This is a genomic window from Streptomyces nymphaeiformis (genome assembly GCF_014203895.1).
In the GTDB taxonomy this organism is placed as follows: domain Bacteria; phylum Actinomycetota; class Actinomycetes; order Streptomycetales; family Streptomycetaceae; genus Streptomyces; species Streptomyces nymphaeiformis.
Genome location: NZ_JACHJY010000011.1, coordinates 196,167 through 213,373, shown reverse-complemented (window position 1 = coordinate 213,373; position 17,207 = coordinate 196,167). Strand labels below are relative to the sequence as shown.

Genomic DNA, 17,207 nt, shown 5'->3' with positions numbered 1-17,207 from the left:
TCCTCGACCTCAGTGCGGGCCGCGGGGTCCCGGCAGCGCCCGGTCGAGCAGCCCCGTACGCGCGGCGAGCGCCGCCGCCTCCAGGCGCGAACCGACCCCCAGCTTCATCAGGACCCGCTGCACGTGCGTCCGCGCCGTGCTCGGCGCGATCCCCATCCCGGCCGCGATCAGCCGGGTGTCCTCGCCCTCCGCGACCCGCACGAGGACCTCCACCTCCCGCTGCGTGAGCAGCCGCAGGAGGCGCTGCGCCTCGTCGTCCGGCTGCGCCGAGGGGTGCAGCAGCTCCGCGAAGGCCCCCTGGAGCAGCTGCGGCGCCACCGCCGGCTCCCCCGCCCGCGCCTTCACCAGGGCGCGCTCGACGCCCTCGATGCGCTCGTCGTGCCGGACGTACCCCGAGGCCCCGGCCGCGAACGCCGCCGCGATCCCGCGCGGCGACGGCACCGGGCCGAGCACCACGACGGCCACCTGCGGCCGCTCCCGTTTGATCCGTACGACCGGGTCGAAGGTCCCCGGCGCGTCCGGCGCCGCGGTGCCCAGGAGACAGACCTCCGGCGCCCGGCTCACCACCAGCTCCGCGGCCCCCGCCACCGGCGCGGCCGCCGCGAGCACCCGGTGCCCGCGCAGCTTCAGCGCCGAGGCGAGCGCCTCCGCGAGCAGGCGGTGGTCGTCCACCACCACGAGGCGTACGCCCATCCCGGTCATCCCCCCTCCTCCTGACCGGCCGGACGCCCCGGCGGCCTGAAACCGGCAAGCTACACGCTCCCCCGCCCCGGCCGCCGACATGCGCGTGGGCCCCTCCGGATCACCGGAGGGGCCCACGGGGTCGTGCGGGTCGTCAGCGCGCGTCAGTGCCCGACGGACCAGGAGGCGATCAGGTACTCCTTGATGTCGTTGGGCCCGGGGTTCTCCCGCGGCTTGCTGACCATGTTCTCCGAGATGAAGAACCGCCCGTTCTGGTAGAGGAGTTCGGCGCCGTTCAGGCTGAAGCTCGACTCGGGGTTGTTCAGCGACTTGTTCGCCGGGTTCTCCAGGAGGAGCGTCTCCTTCATCGTGCCGCCGTCGACCGAGACGATCCGGCCGCCCTGGTTGTAGGGGGGCTCCTTGTAGGCGATGAGGTTGCCGCCGTCCATCCGCAGCGGGACGAACGTGTACTTGTCGCCGGCGTCGGCCTTCTCCGGCACCGTGCGCCCGGTGGTCAGGTCGAAGCCGATGATCTCGTTCGTCTCGTCGCCGTACTCGCCGGTGCTGCCCTCGTGCTCCTCGGTCGGCAGGTACAGCCGGCCGTTGCCGACGAGCGCCTGCTGGCAGGACTCGACCTCGGTCGGGCGGCAGCGGGCCGCGTACTGCTCCGGGTCCGCCGTGATCTTCGCCTTCAGCTTCCCGGTCTTCTCGTCGATCGAGAAGAAGTCCGTGATGCCGCTGCCGTCACCGGAGCTGTCGCCGATGTCGGTCGCGACGACCAGCGGCTTCGTGGAGACGACCGAGGCGTACTTCACGCCGGGCGGCATCTTGAACTGCGAGAGCGGGGCGCCCGTCGTCGGGTTGAGGTTCTGGATCAGCACGTTCGGGTTGTCGTACTGACCGCACTTGCGGACCGCGACGAGGCCCTCGCCGCCGCCGTACCCCATGTCGTAGCAGTTCTGGTCGTTGGCCTGCGGCTTCCAGCGCGGGTTGCCGTTGGCGAGGTCGAAGGCGGCGCCGCCGTCGGTGCCGCCGGCCGCGACGGTCGTCCCGCTGAGCGTGACCTCGCCGAACCGGGCCTTCGCGTCGCCCGCGGAACCGCCGGTGACGGAGGTCGACCACAGCAGCTTGCCGGTGTTCAGGTCGACGACGCCGACCTCGGTGCACTGCTGGTAGTAGCGCGGCGCGACGCGCTTGGCGGCCTCGAAGAGGATCGGGGCCTTGTTGTCCGCGGTGACGTGCCGCGAAGTGCCGCAGATCTGACCGGTCAGCGGCAGCGTCCACAGGACGTTGCCCTTGTCCAGGTCGTAGGCGACGAGCGAGTTCACGCCCGGCTTCACGAACGCCTTGTCGGTGATGAAGGAACCGGCGACGTCCGTGACGTCCGCGACCTTCGGCTCCCCGACCAGGAAGGACACCTTCGCCTTGGTGTTCGCCGGGACCTTCTCCTTGCCACCGCCGCCGATGCCCTTGCCGCCGGTGTCGCCGCCGGTGGAGCCCTGCGAGGTGCCGCCCGTGCCCTTGGCCTCGTCGCCGCCGTCACCGGAGTTGGCGTACCAGATGCCGATGCCGACGATCAGGACGACGGCGACGACCGCCGCGATGACGATCTGCAGCTGCGCCGACAGCTTCTTGCCGCCGGACACGGCCGGAGCCGCGACGGTCTGCTGCGGGTGGCCGTAGGGCTGCTGCGGCTGGGCCGGGTAGCCGTACGGGGGCTGGCCCGGCTGCTGTGGCTGGGCCGGGTAGCCGTACTGCTGGGGCTGCTGCGGCTGCTGCGGCGCGGTCGGGTAGCCGTACGGCTGCTGCGGCGCCTGCTGAGGGTATCCGTACCCCGGCTCGGGCTGGGGGGCGGCCGGCGGCTGCTGCGGGTATCCGTAACCCGGCTCCGGCTGCTGCGGCGGCGGGGGCGTCGGCGCGCCGAATCCGCCCCTCGGGTCCGGGGGCTGGTTCGGCGGGGGCGGGGGTGGCTGCGTCATCGGTCCGCGTACCTCACTTGCTGAAGGCCATCATCGTCTTGACCTGCATCTCTTCCTTGTCGTTGGACGCCGACACACGCCCGGCCGCCACCACGAAGGTGCCGCTGCCGTAGGCGTAACCCGGGCTGTAGAAGCTCGACTCGATCTCGGAGGTCGAGGCCGGGTGCTGGAGCAGGATCTTCGGCGCGCCACCGGTCGGGGCGAGGGTCGCGACGGCACCGCCCTTGTCGTACGTGGTCTGCATGTACAGCAGGACGTCGGAGCCCTCCATGCGCAGCGGGGTCACCTTCCGCCCCTCGGGCGCCTTGGCACGCCACTTGGCCTTGCCGGTCTTCAGGTCGTAGGCGACGACCTCGTTCGTCTTGCCGTAGTCGGTCTCGGTCGACATGTAGAAGGTGTTCGCGTCGGCCGCGACACCCGTGCAGCCCTGGAGGTTCTTGCCGAAGATGACGAAGCTGCCGCCGCACGAGGGCGCGAACTTGTCGTTGCCGCCCTGGATCGTGGAGCGGAGCCGGCCGTTGGCGTCGAGCGAGAAGATCGTCCACTTCTTCTGCTCGCGCTGGGTGGCCGAGACGACCAGCGGGTCGACCGAGTAGACCTTGTCGACCTCCCAGTTCGCCTCCAGCTGGAAGGTGAACTTCGGCTTGCCCGTGTTGGGGTCGACCTGGCCGACCGCCTGGATCTTCTTGGTCGTGCTGCCCGACGGGCAGTTCATGGCGGCGATCAGCTTGCTGCCGCCCGCGTACGCGAAGGGCTTGCAGCCGGTGTCGGCGCCCTTGAAGAGCTGGTGGCCGTCGGCGAGCGAGAAGCCGTACGCGCTGCTGGAACCGGCGGCGGTGACCGTGTTGCCGCTGATGGCCAGGGTGTTGTCGTCGAAGGCGAAGAGGCCCGTGGCCTTCGGGACGGCCTTCTTCCAGCCGGCCTTGCCGGTCTTGAGGTCGATCTTCTGCAGGTTGGTGCACTTGGCGCCGTCCTTGGCGCTCTCGGCGTACCCGAAGACCATGGAGCCGTCGGCGGCGGGCTCCGGCGGGACGGCGCACAGCTCGAACGGCACGTCCACGTGCCACTTGCGCGTGCCGTCGCCCAGGGCGAAGCCGTCGATGCCCTTGTACATCGCCTTCACGACGGTGTCGCCGACGATCCACGGGCCGAAGACGTCGGAGCCGTTGCGGGGCAGGTCGACGTCGTTCTTCAGCAGCCAGTCGACCTTCGCCTCGCCGGCCTGACGGCCCGCGTTGAGGTCCTCGTCACCGTCCTTGGCGCCGTCGCCCGAGCCGTCGCCCTGGTCCACCGACTCGGTGGGCTTGGGCCCGCCGGTGGCGGTCGCGGTGGAGGTGGGCTTCGCGACCGGGTCCTTGTCGTCGTCCCCGCCGACGACGGCCCAGGTCGTGACGGCGGCGACCAGGACGGCCGCGGCTGCCACGCCCGCGACGATTCCGGTCCGGCCCTTGAACGGGCCGCCGCCGCCGGGGGCCGGCGGCGGGGTCGGGGCGGGGTAGCCGCCGTAGGGGTTCTGCTGCTGACCGTACGGACCGGGCTGGCCCTGCTGCGGGTAGCCGTAGGGCTGCTGCTGGCCGTACGGACCGGGCTGACCCGGCTGACCGTAGGGACCGGGCTGGCCGGGCTGGCCCGGCTGGCCGTACGGGCCCGGCTGGCCCTGCTGCGGGTAGCCGTAACCGGGCTGCGGCGCCTGTCCGTACGGTCCCGGCGCGGCCGCCGGCGGGGTCTGCGGCGCGGGCGGCGTCTGCGGAGCCTGCGGCGGGACCGGCGGCACGGGCGGCATGCCCTGGCCGGCGCCCTGGTTCGGGTCCTGAGGGGCTCCGAAGCCCCCCGGCGGCTGGTTGCTGGGCGGCTGGGTCATCAGCGGTTCCCCCTTGACGTGAACGGGTTTTCTTTCTACCACTCACGCGATGGCGCAAAAGCGACCGGTCCGCCCCTTGTACCCAAGGGAGGACCGGCCTGTGATGCCCTCGTTATGCGTCGCGGACGCGAACGACGCCTACGCGTCCTCGGCCAGCTCCAGCCATCGCATCTCCAATTCCTCCCGCTCCCCCGCGAGTTCCCGGAGCTCCGCGTCGAGCTTGGCCACCTTCTCGAAATCGGTGGCGTTGTCCGCGATCTGGGTGTGCAGCTTCGCCTCCTTGTCGGAGAGCTTGTCGAGCTGCCGCTCGACCTTCTGCAGCTCCTTCTTGGCGGCGCGGGCGTCGGCGGCGGAGACGCCCGGCTTCTGCTGCGCGGGCGCGGCGGCGGGCGCCGGGACCGACGCCTCGATCATCGTCCGGCGGCGCTCCAGGTACTCGTCGATGCCGCGCGGCAGCATCCGCAGGGTCTTGTCGCCGAGCAGCGCGAACGTCCGGTCGGTGGTGCGCTCGATGAAGAAGCGGTCGTGGGAGATGACCACCATGGAGCCCGGCCAGCCGTCGAGGAGGTCCTCCAGCTGCGTCAGGGTCTCGATGTCGAGGTCGTTGGTGGGCTCGTCGAGGAAGAGGACGTTCGGCTCGTCCATCAGCAGGCGGAGCAGCTGGAGACGGCGGCGCTCACCACCGGACAGGTCGCCGACGGGCGTCCACTGCTTCTCCTTGGAGAAGCCGAACTGCTCGCAGAGCTGTCCGGCCGTCATCTCGCGGCCCTTGCCGAGGTCGACCCGGTCGCGGATCTGCTGCACGGCCTCCAGGACGCGCAGCGTGGCCGGGAGTTCGGTGACGTCCTGCGAGAGGTAGGCGAGGCGGACGGTCTTGCCGACGACGATCCGGCCGGCGGCGGGCTGCTTCTCGCCCTGGCTGACGGCCGCTTCGGCGAGCGCCCGCAGGAGTGAGGTCTTGCCCGCGCCGTTGACGCCGACGAGGCCGATGCGGTCGCCGGGGCCGAGCTGCCAGGTGAGGTGCTTGAGCAGCTCCTTCGGGCCGGCGGTGATGCTCACGTCCTCCAGGTCGAAGACGGTCTTGCCGAGGCGGGCGTTGGCGAACTTCATCAGCTCGCTGGTGTCGCGCGGCGGCGGCACGTCGGCGATCAGCTCGTTCGCGGCCTCGATGCGGTAGCGCGGCTTGGAGGTGCGGGCGGGGGCGCCGCGCCGCAGCCAGGCCAGCTCCTTGCGCATCAGGTTCTGCCGCTTGGCCTCCTCCGTGGCCGCGATCCGCTCGCGCTCGGCGCGGGCGAAGACGTAGTCGGAGTAGCCGCCCTCGTACTCGTGCACGTCACCGCGCTGCACGTCCCACATGCGGGTGCAGACCTGGTCGAGGAACCAGCGGTCGTGGGTGACGCAGACGAGCGCGGAGCGGCGCTCCTGGAGGTGCTTGGCGAGCCAGGCGATGCCCTCGACGTCGAGGTGGTTGGTGGGCTCGTCGAGGACGATCAGGTCCTGGTCCTCGATGAGGAGCTTGGCGAGCGCGATGCGCCGCCGCTCGCCACCGGAGAGCGGGCCGATGACCGTGTCGAGCCCCTTCTCGAAGCCCGGCAGGTCGAGCCCTCCGAAGAGGCCGGTGAGCACGTCGCGGATCTTGGCGCTGCCCGCCCACTCGTGGTCGGCCATGACGCCGATGACCTCGTGCCGGATGGTGGCCTTCGGGTCGAGGGAGTCGTGCTGGGTGAGCACCCCGAGGCGCAGCCCGCCGCTGTGGGTGACGCGGCCGCTGTCGGCCTCCTCCAGCTTGGCGAGCATCCGGATGAGGGTGGTCTTGCCGTCGCCGTTGCGCCCGACGACGCCGATCCGGTCCCCTTCGGAGACGCCGAGCGAGACCCCGTCGAGCAGGGCACGGGTGCCGTACACCTTGCTGACGGCCTCGACATTGACCAGGTTGACGGCCACGTTGACTCCTGTACGGGGGATCGATCGACGTCCTAGGGTACGTCGCGCCACCGCCGGTACACCTCCGGTACACCAGCGGTGTACCATCGTCGTATGGCTGACTCCACCATCAAGGTGCCGGACACCACTCGCGATCATCTCGCCTCGCTGGCCCGTGAGCGGGGCACCACGATAGGAGCGCTCGTCACCGAACTGGCCGCGACCCAGCTCACCGCCGCGCAGGCACGGGAGAAGGTGGCCGAGAGCCGGCGGATCATGCGCGAGCGGATGCACTCCACCCTCACCGACGAGGAGTTCGACGCGACTCCGAACGCGCTGGACAAGGTCTACGAGATCGCCGCCGCGAACGCCCGCAGGGCCCTCGGAGACACGGCGGCGTGATCATCCTCGACACCTCCGCCGTACTGGCTCTCGCTCGCGGCCACCGGAAGCTCCAGCGTGTCGCCGACAACGCGGCCGCTTCGCCGTTCCGCCACCTCCAGGTACCCGCCCTCTGCCTCCTCCAGGCCGAGACCGAGGACGAGGGCGCGGGCGACGCGGCGCTCGCGCTGCCCGGCATCGACGTCGTCCCGCTCGACACGGTCGCTTCCGTGACCGTGGCACGGATGGTGCGCGGCGGTTTCGGCGGACCGGACGTCTGCCACGCGCTCTACACCGCGCTTCCCGCACCTCATCGCCCCACCATGGACCTGATCCTGACGGACCGCGCGGACCTCTACCCGCCGGGGACCGTGACCGTGGACATCGACGACGAGCGCCTCGACGACTGACCCCGGCCGTCGGCGCCCCGCGCTGCCAACCGGTCCCAAGCCCTCGGCCACGCGGGCGACCTCCCGGCCACGGCTGCCGTACTCCCCGGGCGGCCACCCGACAGCCTCTCCTCAGGTCTCTACACCCCCCACGAGGAGAAGCCCATGTCGTCGAGACACCCCCGCCTGGCCGCCGTCGCCCTGGCCACCACCGCCCTCACCCTGCTCGCCGGGGGCCCCGCGTCGGCCGTCGACCCGACGGTGTCCGATCCCCGCGTCATCGCCCACTTCGACTTCGCCAAGGGCCAGACGCCGGAGAACATCGCCCTCGAACCCGACGGCTCCGCGGACATCACCTTCGCCTTCGCCCACGCCGTCGCCCGCGTGAACAAGCAGGGCGTCTGGAAGACCATCGCCGCGCTCCCCGACGTCGCGAACCCGCAGACCCCGAACCTCGGCGCCGCCGTCGCCGCCGGCATCGCCCGCGCCCACGACGGCACCCTCTACGTCGCCTACGCCACCGGCACCGCCGAGACCGGCATCTGGCGGATCGCCCCCGGCGGCGGCACCCCCGAGCAGATCGCCCAGCTCCCGGCCGACGCCTTCCCCAACGGCATCGCCCTCGACGAGCACTGCGACACCCTCTACGCCGCCGACTCGAACCGGGGCGAGGTGTGGAGCATCCCGCTGAACGGCGGAACCCCCACGGTCTGGGCCTCGGGTGCGGCCCTCGCGCCCTCCCCGCAGCTCCCCTTCGGCGCCAACGGCCTCAAGCTCCACGACGGCGCCGTCTGGGTCTCCAACACGGCCCAGGGCACCCTGCTCCGCATCCCGTTCGGCCCGGACCGGACCGCCGGCCCGATCGAGACGAGGGCCATCGGGCTGACCGGCATCGACGACTTCACCTTCACGGGCCACGGCGACACGGTCCTCGCCGCGCTGAACACGGTGAACGAACTGGAACTCGTCCGCGCGGACGGCACCCACAGGACCGTCCTCACGGCGGCGGACGGCCTCGACAACCCGACCTCGGTGGCGGTCCGCGCCAAGACGGTCTACGTGAACAGCGCGGCCTTCTTCGACACCACGAACCCGGACCCGAACCTGCTGCTCGCCCGCATCTCCAGGAACAAGCTCTAAAGAACGACCGCGCCCGGGGCCGGGGACGTCGTCGTCCGTGCCGTGCGGCAGGTGCCCGAGGCGGTGAGGGCGGCGGCGACCGTGGCGGCCGTCTCCGCGTCCTTCACCAGGAACGCCGTCGTCGGGCCCGAGCCGGAGACCAGCGCCGCGAGGGCACCCGCCTCCGTGCCCGCCGCCAGGGTCGCGGCGAGCGACGGGCGCAGGGAGAGCGCCGGGGCCTGGAGGTCGTTGGCGAGGGCGGCGGCGAGGGCGGTGGTGTCGCCGGTCGCCAGGGCCTCCAGGAGGGCCGGGGAGGCGGCCGGCTCCGGGACGTCGACGCCTTCGGCGAGACGGTCGAACTCGCCGTACACCGCCGGGGTCGACAGACCGCCGTCCGCGACGGCGAACACCCAGTGGAACGTGCCGCCGACCGGCAGCTCCGTCAGCTTCTCGCCGCGCCCGGTGCCGAGCGCGGCCCCGCCGACGAGGCTGAACGGCACGTCGGAGCCGAGTTCGGCGCAGATGTCGAGGAGCGTCTCGCGCGGGGTGTCCAGCCCCCAGAGCCTGTCGCAGGCGAGCAGCGCGCCCGCGCCGTCCGCGCTGCCGCCGGCCATGCCGCCCGCGACCGGGATGTCCTTCTTGATGTGCAGGTGCACGTCCGGCGAGATGCCGTGCCGGGCGGCGAGCAGCTCGGCGGCGCGCGCGGCCAGGTTGGTGCGGTCCAGCGGCACCTTGTCGGCGTCCGGGCCCTCGCAGGTGATCGTGAGCTCGGCGGCGGGGGTGGCGGTCACCTCGTCGTACAGGGAGACGGCGAGGAAGACGTTCGCCAGGTCGTGGAAGCCGTCGGGCCGGGCGGCGCCGACGGCGAGCTGCACGTTGACCTTGGCGGGGACGCGTACGGTCACGCTCACTGCTGCTTCGCCTCCGCGATCCGTGCGAACTCCTCGACCGTCAGCGACTCGCCGCGCGCCTGCGGCGAGATCCCGGCCTTCACCAGGGCCTCCTCGGCCGCCGCGGGCGAGCCCGCCCACGTGGCGAGGGCCGCGCGCAGGGTCTTGCGGCGCTGCGCGAAGGCCGCGTCGACGACCGCGAAGACCTCCTGCCGGCTCGCGCTGGTCGGGAGCGGCTCGGTGCGGCGGACGAGGGAGACGAGCCCGGAGTCCACGTTCGGCGCGGGCCAGAAGACGTTGCGGCCGATTGCCCCGGCGCGCTTGACCTCCGCGTACCAGTTGGCCTTGACCGAGGGGACCCCGTACACCTTGTTCCCCGGCTTCGCGGCGAGCCGGTCGGCGACCTCGGCCTGGACCATGACGAGGGTCCGCTCGATGGTCGGGAACCGCTCCAGCATGTGCAGCAGGACGGGCACGGCCACGTTGTACGGCAGGTTCGCGACGAGCGCGGTCGGCGGCGGGCCCGGCAGCTCCTCGACGTGCATCGCGTCGGAGTGGACGAGCACGAAGCGGTCCTTCCTCCCGGGCATCCGGGCGGCGATCGTCGACGGCAGCGCGGCGGCGAGCACGTCGTCGATCTCGACGGCCGTCACGCGGTCGGCGGCCTCCAGGAGGGCCAGGGTGAGGGAGCCGAGTCCGGGACCCACCTCCACGACGACGTCCTCGGGCCGGACCTCGGCCGTGCGGACGATCCGCCGGACGGTGTTGGCGTCGATGACGAAGTTCTGGCCCTTCTGCTTCGTGGGGCGCACGCCGAGGGCGGCGGCCAGCTCACGGATGTCGGCGGGGCCGAGGAGGGCGTCGGGGCTTTCGGGGCCGGTGGTGGTGCTCACCGGTACAGCGTACGGGGCGCCGGTGGGGCCGACCTACGGCTCACCGGTCCGGGCGGCGGGCTACCCGTGGGTGAGCCGGCGCCCGCAGTGGGGCCACGGGCTCGCCCCCCGCTGCACGTACAGCTTCTTCGCGCGGAAGGTCTGCTCGGCGGCGGGCGCGTTCTGGGCGGTGCCGCTGCCGCCGAGGGCGTGCCAGGTGCCGGGGTCGAACTGGTAGAGCCCGCCGTACGTCCCCGAGGGGTCGACCGCGTTCGGGCGGCCGCCGGACTCGCAGGCGGCGAGCGCGCCCCAGTCGAGGCCGTCGGCGCCGGTGACGGAGGCGGGCAGCGGCCGGGTGCCGATCCGCACCTTGCGGCTGACGGGTTCGCGGACGATCTCCTCGCCGGTCCTGCGGGGCCGCTGCTTCACGCCGTTGACCGTGCGCAGGCTGTACGTGACGCGGCGGACGCCCGGGACGCCCTGGCGTTCGACGACCTCGGTGCCGGCGAAGAGCGCGGGGTCGCGGACCTGCTCCACGGCGTACGGGACGGACTCCTCCCGCACCTGCCGGGAGCCGGTGATCCGCAGGACGTTCACGGTCTGGCCGTCGCGGGGGAAGGACCCGGCCGGTACGGAGGTGGTGTCCTGCCCGGAGAGCGTGATCCCGGCCTCGGCGAGGGCCTCGCGGACGGTGGCGGCGTTCGTCCGGACGGTCCGCTCGCGTCCGTCGGCGAGGAAGGTGACGGCCCGCTCGGTGCGGACGTCGAGGGAGAGGCCCTGGCGGGAGATCGCGGCGCCGCGGGAGACCGACAGGTAGGCGCCCTCCGCGCGGACCCCGAGCTGGTGCAGGGCGCCCTCGACGGTCTCGGCGGTGGTCCAGATCCGGTGGCGCCGCCCGTCGACGGTGAGGGAGACCGGCCGCCCGTACCGGACGACGATCTCGTCGCCGCTGGCGAGGGCCTCGGTGGGGCCGGGGGCGACGATGTCGTGCTCGCCGACGGCGACGCCCTCGTCGGCGAGGAGCTCGCGGACGTCGTCGGCGAAGGTGTGGAGGGTGCGCGGGACGCCGTCGACGGTGAGCTCGACGGCCTTGTCGTCGGCGACGAAGGCGCTGGTGCCGCCGGCCAGGAAGGCGACGACGAGGGCCTGCGGGACGAGCTTCCGGAGCCCTTCGGCGGCCCCGGGGCCCGCGGAGGCCTTGCGGCGGCGGGCGGCGCGGCGGTCCCCGGCGCGGGAGCCCTGGCCGGGGACGGTGCCGGGGGCGGGGGCGGGGGCGGGGGCGGTGCCCGGTACGACGAGGGGCGCCGCCATCGTCGGCTGCTCGTGCAGGGGCAGGGTCGCGCCCGCCGCCCGCCGTCCGGCTCGGTGACTGCCCTGGGAAGTGCTCACGAGGCCGGGACCCTAAGCCCCGGCCCCGGTCACGCTCCCGAGCGACCCGACTACATGACGTAACCGTTATGGATCAGTAATCGAAGGCGCGGGCCGTGTTCACGGCGATCGCCCCGGCCAGCTCGTTCTCCCCGATGCCGCGGACCTCCGCCATCGCCCGGACGGTGACCGGGATCAGGTACGGGGCGTTCGGGCGGCCGCGGAAGGGCGCGGGGGTGAGGAAGGGGGCGTCCGTCTCGACGAGGACGAGCTCCAGCGGGGCGATCGCGAGGGCGTCGCGCAGCGGCTGGGCGTTCTTGAAGGTGACGTTGCCGGCGAAGGACATGTAGTAGCCCTTGGCGGCGCAGATCTCGGCCATGGCGGCGTCGCCGGAGTAGCAGTGGAAGACGGTCCGCTCGGGGGCGCCCTCCTCGTCGAGGACGCGCAGCACGTCGGCGTGGGCCTCGCGGTCGTGGATGACGAGCGTCTTGCCGTGGCGCTTGGCGATCTCGATGTGGGCGCGGAAGGAACGCTCCTGCGCGGCGATGCCCTCGGGGCCCGTACGGAAGAAGTCGAGGCCGGTCTCGCCGACGCCGAGGACGTGCGGCAGGGCGGCGAGCCGGTCGATCTCGTTGAGGGCGTCGTCGAGGGCGGAGTCGCCGCCGCCCTGACGGGCGCCCTGCCGGGACCAGCCGTCGGGGTCCCCGAGGACGATCCGCGGAGCCTCGTTCGGGTGCAGCGCCACGGCGGCGTGCACGTTCTCGTGGGCGGCGGCCGTCTCGGCGGCCCACTGCGAGCCCTTCACGTCGCAGCCGACCTGGACGACCGTGGTCACGCCGACGGCGGCGGCCTTGACGAGGGCCTCCTCGACGGTCCCGGACTGCAGGTCCATGTGGGTGTGCGAGTCCGCGACCTCCACGAGGAGGGGTTCGGGCAGCGGCGGCGGGGCGTCCTTGGCACTCATGGTCCCGATCGTACGAGGACCATGAGTGCCGGCGTGTGGACTACTGGTGACGCCGGAACGGGTGCAGGAGGTCCGACAGGTGCCAGTGGTGCGGCACGGGCGGCTCGGACGGCACCGGCGGCTCCTCGGGAACGTCCTCGGTCAGCTCCTGACCGATGGGCCCGGTCGTGGAGATCGGCCTCGTCGCCCGCGCCCCCCGATGGTGCCCCTCGGTCACGGCGATCATGTCGACCACCGACGATATCTGCCCCGCACGCATGATCCGGACGACGTGTCCGCCGCAGTTCATGCAGGTGGGGCTGGAAAGCGGGGACGGAACCCGCTCTCCCCCGGCCTTGTAGACGACGTGTTCCTGGCCGGCGGCGTCGACGTGGTGCTCGATGTCGTACGCCTGCTCCCAGCCGTATCCACAGCGCATGCAGGCGAAGGCGTACGCCTCATGGGCGACGGATATGCCGGTGCCGGTGATCTCGCTCATGCCAGCTCCTCTCCACTGATCAGTGGACGCCTTTTCGGGCCGGAGCGCATCAGCGGGGGACGAACCATGGAAGGCTCTTTGGCGTTCCCTTGCCAAGCGCCCTGGGAACAGTCCCGGCGCCGGGTTCGGCTTTGCCTTTCAGATTAGTCCTTTACCGTTTCCGGGGCCCGACGCGTCCGCATTCTTTGCCGCGACCACCGCATCGAACACCTCCCGCTTGGGAAGTCCCGCCTCCGCCGCGACGGCGGCGATCGCCTCCTTGCGGCGCTCGCCCGCCTCCTCGCGCACCCGCACCCTGCGCACCAGCTCCTCCGCGTCGAGTTCCGCGGGGCCGGTCTCCGGGGCGCCCTCGACGACGACGGTGATCTCGCCCCGTACGCCCTCGGCGGCCCAGGCGGCGAGCTCGGCCAGCGGGCCGCGCTTGACCTCCTCGTACGTCTTGGTCAGCTCGCGGCAGACGGCGGCCCGGCGCTCGGCGCCGAAGACGTCGGCCATCGCGGCGAGGGTGTCGTCGAGGCGGTGCGGGGCCTCGAAGTAGACGAGGGTCCGTCGCTCGTCGGCGACCTCGCGCAGACGGCCCAGGCGCTCGCCGGCCTTCCTCGGCAGGAAGCCCTCGAAGCAGAAGCGGTCCACGGGGAGGCCGGAGAGGGCGAGCGCGGTGAGCACGGCGGACGGGCCGGGGACGGCCGTCACCTTGATGTCCTGCTCGACGGCGGCGGCGACGAGCCGGTAGCCGGGGTCCGACACGGACGGCATGCCCGCGTCGGTCACCAGGAGCACGCGCGCGCCGCCGACCAGCGCCTCGACCAGTTCGGGCGTACGGGCGGACTCGTTGCCCTCGAAGTACGAGACGACCCTGCCCGTGGTGTGGATGCCGAGCGCCCGGGTGAGGCCGCGCAGCCTCCGGGTGTCCTCGGCGGCCACGATGTCCGCGCCCTCCAGTTCGGTGGCGAGCCGGGGCGGCGCGTCCGCGATGTCGCCGATGGGGGTCCCTGCGAGTACCAGCGTTCCTGTCACACGGACCATCCTCCCAGCCCGGACAGGCGACGCGCACAGGCGCAGTCCCTACGATGGCGCGGTGACCAGTACCGCACCCGAGGCCCTGGAGGGCCAGCACCCCGTGGCGGCGCCCGTGGCAGAGTCCTCTTCGTGGCAGCTCAGGCTGCGGCGCTTCGGCTACGCGCCGCCCGCCGGAGACCAGATCGGGCTGCGGGAGCGGCTCGTCCCCCCGTACACCCGGCCCTCCGCGCGGACGTGGTCGCTCCTCGGCATCGGCCCCGGCCCCGCCGAGCGGCTGTGGCGGCTCCTCGCCTGGGGCGGTCCGCTCCTGGTCACGGCGGTCGCGGGCGTGCTGCGGTTCTGGAACCTGGGCAAGCCGCACGCGGTGATATTCGACGAGACGTACTACGCCAAGGACGCCTGGGCCCTGATCAACCAGGGGTACGAGGGGGCCTGGCCGAAGGACATCGACAAGACGATCCTGAAGGACCCGGGGTCGGTCCTGATCCCGACCGACCCGGGCTACGTCGTCCACCCGCCGATGGGCAAATGGGTGATCGGCGTCGGCGAGAAGCTCTTCGGCTTCGAGCCCTTCGGCTGGCGCTTCATGGTGGCGCTGCTCGGCACGCTGTCGGTGCTGATGCTGTGCCGGATCGGCCGCCGCCTCTTCCGCTCGACATTCCTCGGCTGCCTGGCGGGCCTGCTGCTCGCCGTCGACGGACTGCACTTCGTGATGAGCCGCACCGCGCTGCTCGACCAGGTGCTGATGTTCTTCGTGCTCGCCGCCTTCGGCTGCCTGCTCCTCGACCGGGACCGGACGCGGGCGCGGCTCGCGGCGGCCCTCCCCGAGGACGAGGAGGGGGTCCTCCGCCCGGACGCGGACATCGCGGAGACCCTGCGCCTGGGCTGGCGGCCGTGGCGGATCGCGGCCGGCGTGTCCCTGGGCCTGGCGTCGGCGACCAAGTGGAACGGCCTGTACGTGATGGTCGCCTTCGGTCTCCTCACCGTCCTGTGGGACGTCGGCGCCCGCCGCACGGCCGGCGCGGTCCACCCGTACCTCTCGGTGATCAAGAAGGACCTGGTCCCGGCGTTCGCGTCGGTCGTGCCGGTGGCGATCGCGACGTACCTGGCGACCTGGACCGGATGGCTGGTCAGCGACAAGGGCTACTTCCGGCACTGGGCCGAGGAGCACGACAAGGCGGTCGGCGGCGGCACCTGGGGCTGGCTCCCCGACTGGCTGCGCAGCCTCTGGCACTACGAGTCCGAGGTGTACACCTTCCACGTCGGCCTCACCTCGCCGCACACCTACCAGTCGAACCCCTGGTCGTGGATCGTCCTCGGCCGCCCCGTCTCGTACTTCTACGAGTCCCCCGCCCCCGGCACGAACGGCTGCCCGGCGACCGCGACCGAGAAGTGCGCCCAGGAGGTCCTGGCCCTCGGCACCCCGCTCCTGTGGTGGGCCGCCTGCTTCGCGATCCTGTACGTCCTGTGGCGCTGGGCCTTCCGCCGCGACTGGCGCGCGGGCGCGATCGCCTGTGGCATCGCGGCCGGCTGGCTCCCCTGGTTCCTTTACCAGGAACGCACCATCTTCCTTTTCTACGCGGTCGTCTTCGTGCCTTTCCTGTGCCTGGCGGTGGCCATGATGCTGGGCGCGCTCATCGGCCCCCGCGGTTCATCGGAAAGGCGACGCACATTCGGCGCGGTGGCGGCGGGATGCCTCGTCCTGCTCATCGTCTGGAATTTCATCTACTTCTGGCCCCTGTACACCGGCACTCCCATTCCGATGGACCAGTGGCGGAACCGGATCTGGCTCGACACCTGGGTCTAGTACAACCCTTCACGGCGTCAGGAAGTCGAACGGGTGAACAGCATCCGAGGACTTGGAGGACTCCGTGGCACGAGTGCGTGCGGCCGTGGTCGCGGCGGCGTTGGTCGCCGCCCTGGCGCCGGTGACGTTCGGGGGAGCGGCGGCCGTCGCCGCGCCCGCGACGACGGCCGCGGTCGGGACGACCGCCGAGACCGGGACCGTCGTCCAGGAGGGCGGCCGGCTGACCGTTCCGGCGGGTGAGGAAGGGGCGGTGACGCTGCGGTTCACGGCGTCGCTGCCGGCGGGCGTGCGGGGGCCGGTGACCGCGGTCCTGCGCCTGCCCGACGTGCTGGTCGCGAGTGCGGGCGGCTCGCCGGTGAGCGAGAACGTGATCCGTTCGACCTGCAAGGTCAACGGCGTGGCGTACGGGGCGTGTCTGTGGGACATGCCCTTCGTGCGCGCCGGCGAGGAGAAGGACCCGCCGTCCCTCGCCCTTCCGACCGTGACGGCCGCGGGCACCCTCGCCTACGCCGTCACCATGGACGCGGACCGGACCGCGTTGGTGCTGGGCCACCCGGACGCCCGGGTCGAGCTGAAGGACGGCACGGGAGCGGTGGTGGCCGAGGGGACGGTCCTCCTCGACTTCGTCCCCGGGACGCCCCCTCCGAGCCGGCGCGGCGCGCTGCACGCCCGGGACAAGTACGGCGTGCTGTGGCGGTACGAGGGCACCGGCGACGTCACACGGCCGTTCGCGACGCGCAAGCGCGTCGGCGGCGGCTGGAACGCGTACACCGCCGTGACCCCGCTGAGGAGCCCCACGGCGGCGGGAGGCGGCGACCTGGTGGCCCGCGACAAGGCGGGTGTCCTCTGGTACTACGGGGAGACGGGCAACCCCGCCGCCCCGTTCGCGCCGCGCCAGCGGGTCGGCGGCGGCTGGAACGTCTACACCGCCATCGTCGGCGACGGCGAGGGCGGTCTGGTCGCCCGGGACAGGGACGGCGTGCTGTGGGAGTACGTGCGGAACGACTTCGGCTACTACGGCTACAGCTGGCCGTTCGCGCCGCGCCAGCGGGTCGGCGGCGGCTGGAACACGTACAACGCTTTCACCAAGTCGGGCGGGTACGACGGGATTCTGAGCCGTGACAAGGACGGCGTGCTGTGGAAGTACGTACGCCAGGGCTGCTCTCCTTGTGCGCCCTTCGAGCCGAGGCTGCGCGTCGGTGGCGGCTGGAACGTCTACACCGCCTTCGCCGGTACGGCCGAACTCGGACGTGACGAGAATCCCGACCTGGTCGCCCGCGACGCCGCCGGGAAGCTCTGGCTCTACCAGGGCGTGCCCCTGCTCACGCCCGGCTCGCACTGGGGCACCGCGGTTCCCGGCCCCACCCGCAGCCTCGTCGGCGGCGGCTGGAACGCCTACGACCTGATGTTCTGAGACGCGAAAAGGGCCGTGGGCCCCGGGAAGGCGAATTCCCGGTGCCCACGGCCTTTCGTAC

General features: G+C 72.5%; 15 protein-coding genes. 5 read left to right on the top strand and 10 right to left on the bottom strand.

Features of this window, described 5'->3' with window-relative positions:
- Positions 1-9: 9 nt before the first annotated feature.
- From GGE06_RS34260 to GGE06_RS34245, 4 genes are all read right to left on the bottom strand, one after another.
- Positions 10-693 (bottom strand): helix-turn-helix transcriptional regulator, encoded by a 684-nt coding sequence (locus GGE06_RS34260; protein ID WP_116165486.1) that lies wholly within the window; start codon positions 691-693, stop codon positions 10-12.
- Positions 694-845: 152 nt separating this feature from the next.
- The gene (locus GGE06_RS34255; RefSeq protein ID WP_184932621.1) at positions 846-2,660 is read right to left on the bottom strand and encodes an outer membrane protein assembly factor BamB family protein; all 1,815 of its coding nucleotides are present in this window, start codon (positions 2,658-2,660) and stop codon (positions 846-848) included.
- A 13-nt stretch (positions 2,661-2,673) separates the two neighbouring features.
- The gene (locus GGE06_RS34250) at positions 2,674-4,521 is read right to left on the bottom strand and encodes a PQQ-binding-like beta-propeller repeat protein (RefSeq protein WP_184932620.1); all 1,848 of its coding nucleotides are present in this window, start codon (positions 4,519-4,521) and stop codon (positions 2,674-2,676) included.
- 138 nt (positions 4,522-4,659) lie between these two features.
- A complete protein-coding gene (locus GGE06_RS34245; protein WP_184932618.1) occupies positions 4,660-6,465 on the bottom strand; it encodes an ABC-F family ATP-binding cassette domain-containing protein in 1,806 nt (601 codons plus the stop codon).
- Between the two features lie 93 nt (positions 6,466-6,558).
- Between GGE06_RS34245 and GGE06_RS34240 the strand changes: the two genes are divergently transcribed.
- The 3 genes from GGE06_RS34240 (at position 6,559) to GGE06_RS34230 (ending at position 8,354) form a co-directional block, all read left to right on the top strand.
- Positions 6,559-6,846, top strand: a complete 288-nt coding sequence (locus GGE06_RS34240; protein WP_116160535.1) for a hypothetical protein — start codon at positions 6,559-6,561, stop codon at positions 6,844-6,846.
- Positions 6,843-7,235, top strand: a complete 393-nt coding sequence (locus GGE06_RS34235) for a PIN domain-containing protein (protein WP_116160534.1) — start codon at positions 6,843-6,845, stop codon at positions 7,233-7,235. Before GGE06_RS34240 ends, GGE06_RS34235 begins: the two co-directional genes overlap by 4 nt.
- 144 nt (positions 7,236-7,379) lie before the next feature.
- Positions 7,380-8,354 carry an NHL repeat-containing protein gene (locus GGE06_RS34230; protein ID WP_184932616.1) on the top strand — a complete coding sequence of 325 codons (975 nt, stop codon included), beginning with the start codon at positions 7,380-7,382 and terminating at the stop codon, positions 8,352-8,354.
- Here GGE06_RS34230 and GGE06_RS34225 read toward each other — a convergent pair.
- From GGE06_RS34225 to rsmI, 6 genes are all read right to left on the bottom strand, one after another.
- A complete protein-coding gene (locus GGE06_RS34225) occupies positions 8,351-9,244 on the bottom strand; it encodes a 4-(cytidine 5'-diphospho)-2-C-methyl-D-erythritol kinase (RefSeq protein ID WP_184932614.1) in 894 nt (297 codons plus the stop codon). The genes GGE06_RS34230 and GGE06_RS34225 overlap by 4 nt on opposite strands.
- Positions 9,241-10,116, bottom strand: coding sequence for a 16S rRNA (adenine(1518)-N(6)/adenine(1519)-N(6))-dimethyltransferase RsmA (rsmA, locus tag GGE06_RS34220; protein ID WP_184932612.1), 876 nt, complete (start codon positions 10,114-10,116; stop codon positions 9,241-9,243). Before rsmA ends, GGE06_RS34225 begins: the two co-directional genes overlap by 4 nt.
- 60 nt (positions 10,117-10,176) lie before the next feature.
- The gene (locus GGE06_RS34215; RefSeq protein ID WP_312883396.1) at positions 10,177-11,484 is read right to left on the bottom strand and encodes a resuscitation-promoting factor; all 1,308 of its coding nucleotides are present in this window, start codon (positions 11,482-11,484) and stop codon (positions 10,177-10,179) included.
- Between the two features lie 73 nt (positions 11,485-11,557).
- A complete protein-coding gene (locus GGE06_RS34210; protein ID WP_116160529.1) occupies positions 11,558-12,427 on the bottom strand; it encodes a TatD family hydrolase in 870 nt (289 codons plus the stop codon).
- A gap of 40 nt (positions 12,428-12,467) precedes the next feature.
- Positions 12,468-12,905 (bottom strand): hypothetical protein, encoded by a 438-nt coding sequence (locus GGE06_RS34205; RefSeq protein ID WP_116160528.1) that lies wholly within the window; start codon positions 12,903-12,905, stop codon positions 12,468-12,470.
- Between the two features lie 138 nt (positions 12,906-13,043).
- Complete coding sequence (gene rsmI, locus GGE06_RS34200; protein WP_184932610.1) at positions 13,044-13,931, bottom strand: 16S rRNA (cytidine(1402)-2'-O)-methyltransferase; 888 nt, start codon at positions 13,929-13,931, stop codon at positions 13,044-13,046.
- A 52-nt stretch (positions 13,932-13,983) separates the two neighbouring features.
- Between rsmI and GGE06_RS34195 the strand changes: the two genes are divergently transcribed.
- Together GGE06_RS34195 and GGE06_RS34190 are read left to right on the top strand one after the other, a co-directional pair.
- Complete coding sequence (locus GGE06_RS34195) at positions 13,984-15,732, top strand: dolichyl-phosphate-mannose--protein mannosyltransferase (RefSeq protein ID WP_184932608.1); 1,749 nt, start codon at positions 13,984-13,986, stop codon at positions 15,730-15,732.
- A gap of 64 nt (positions 15,733-15,796) precedes the next feature.
- On the top strand, positions 15,797-17,146 hold the full coding sequence (locus GGE06_RS34190) for a hypothetical protein (RefSeq protein WP_184932599.1): 1,350 nt from the start codon (positions 15,797-15,799) through the stop codon (positions 17,144-17,146).
- Positions 17,147-17,207: the final 61 nt, after the last annotated feature.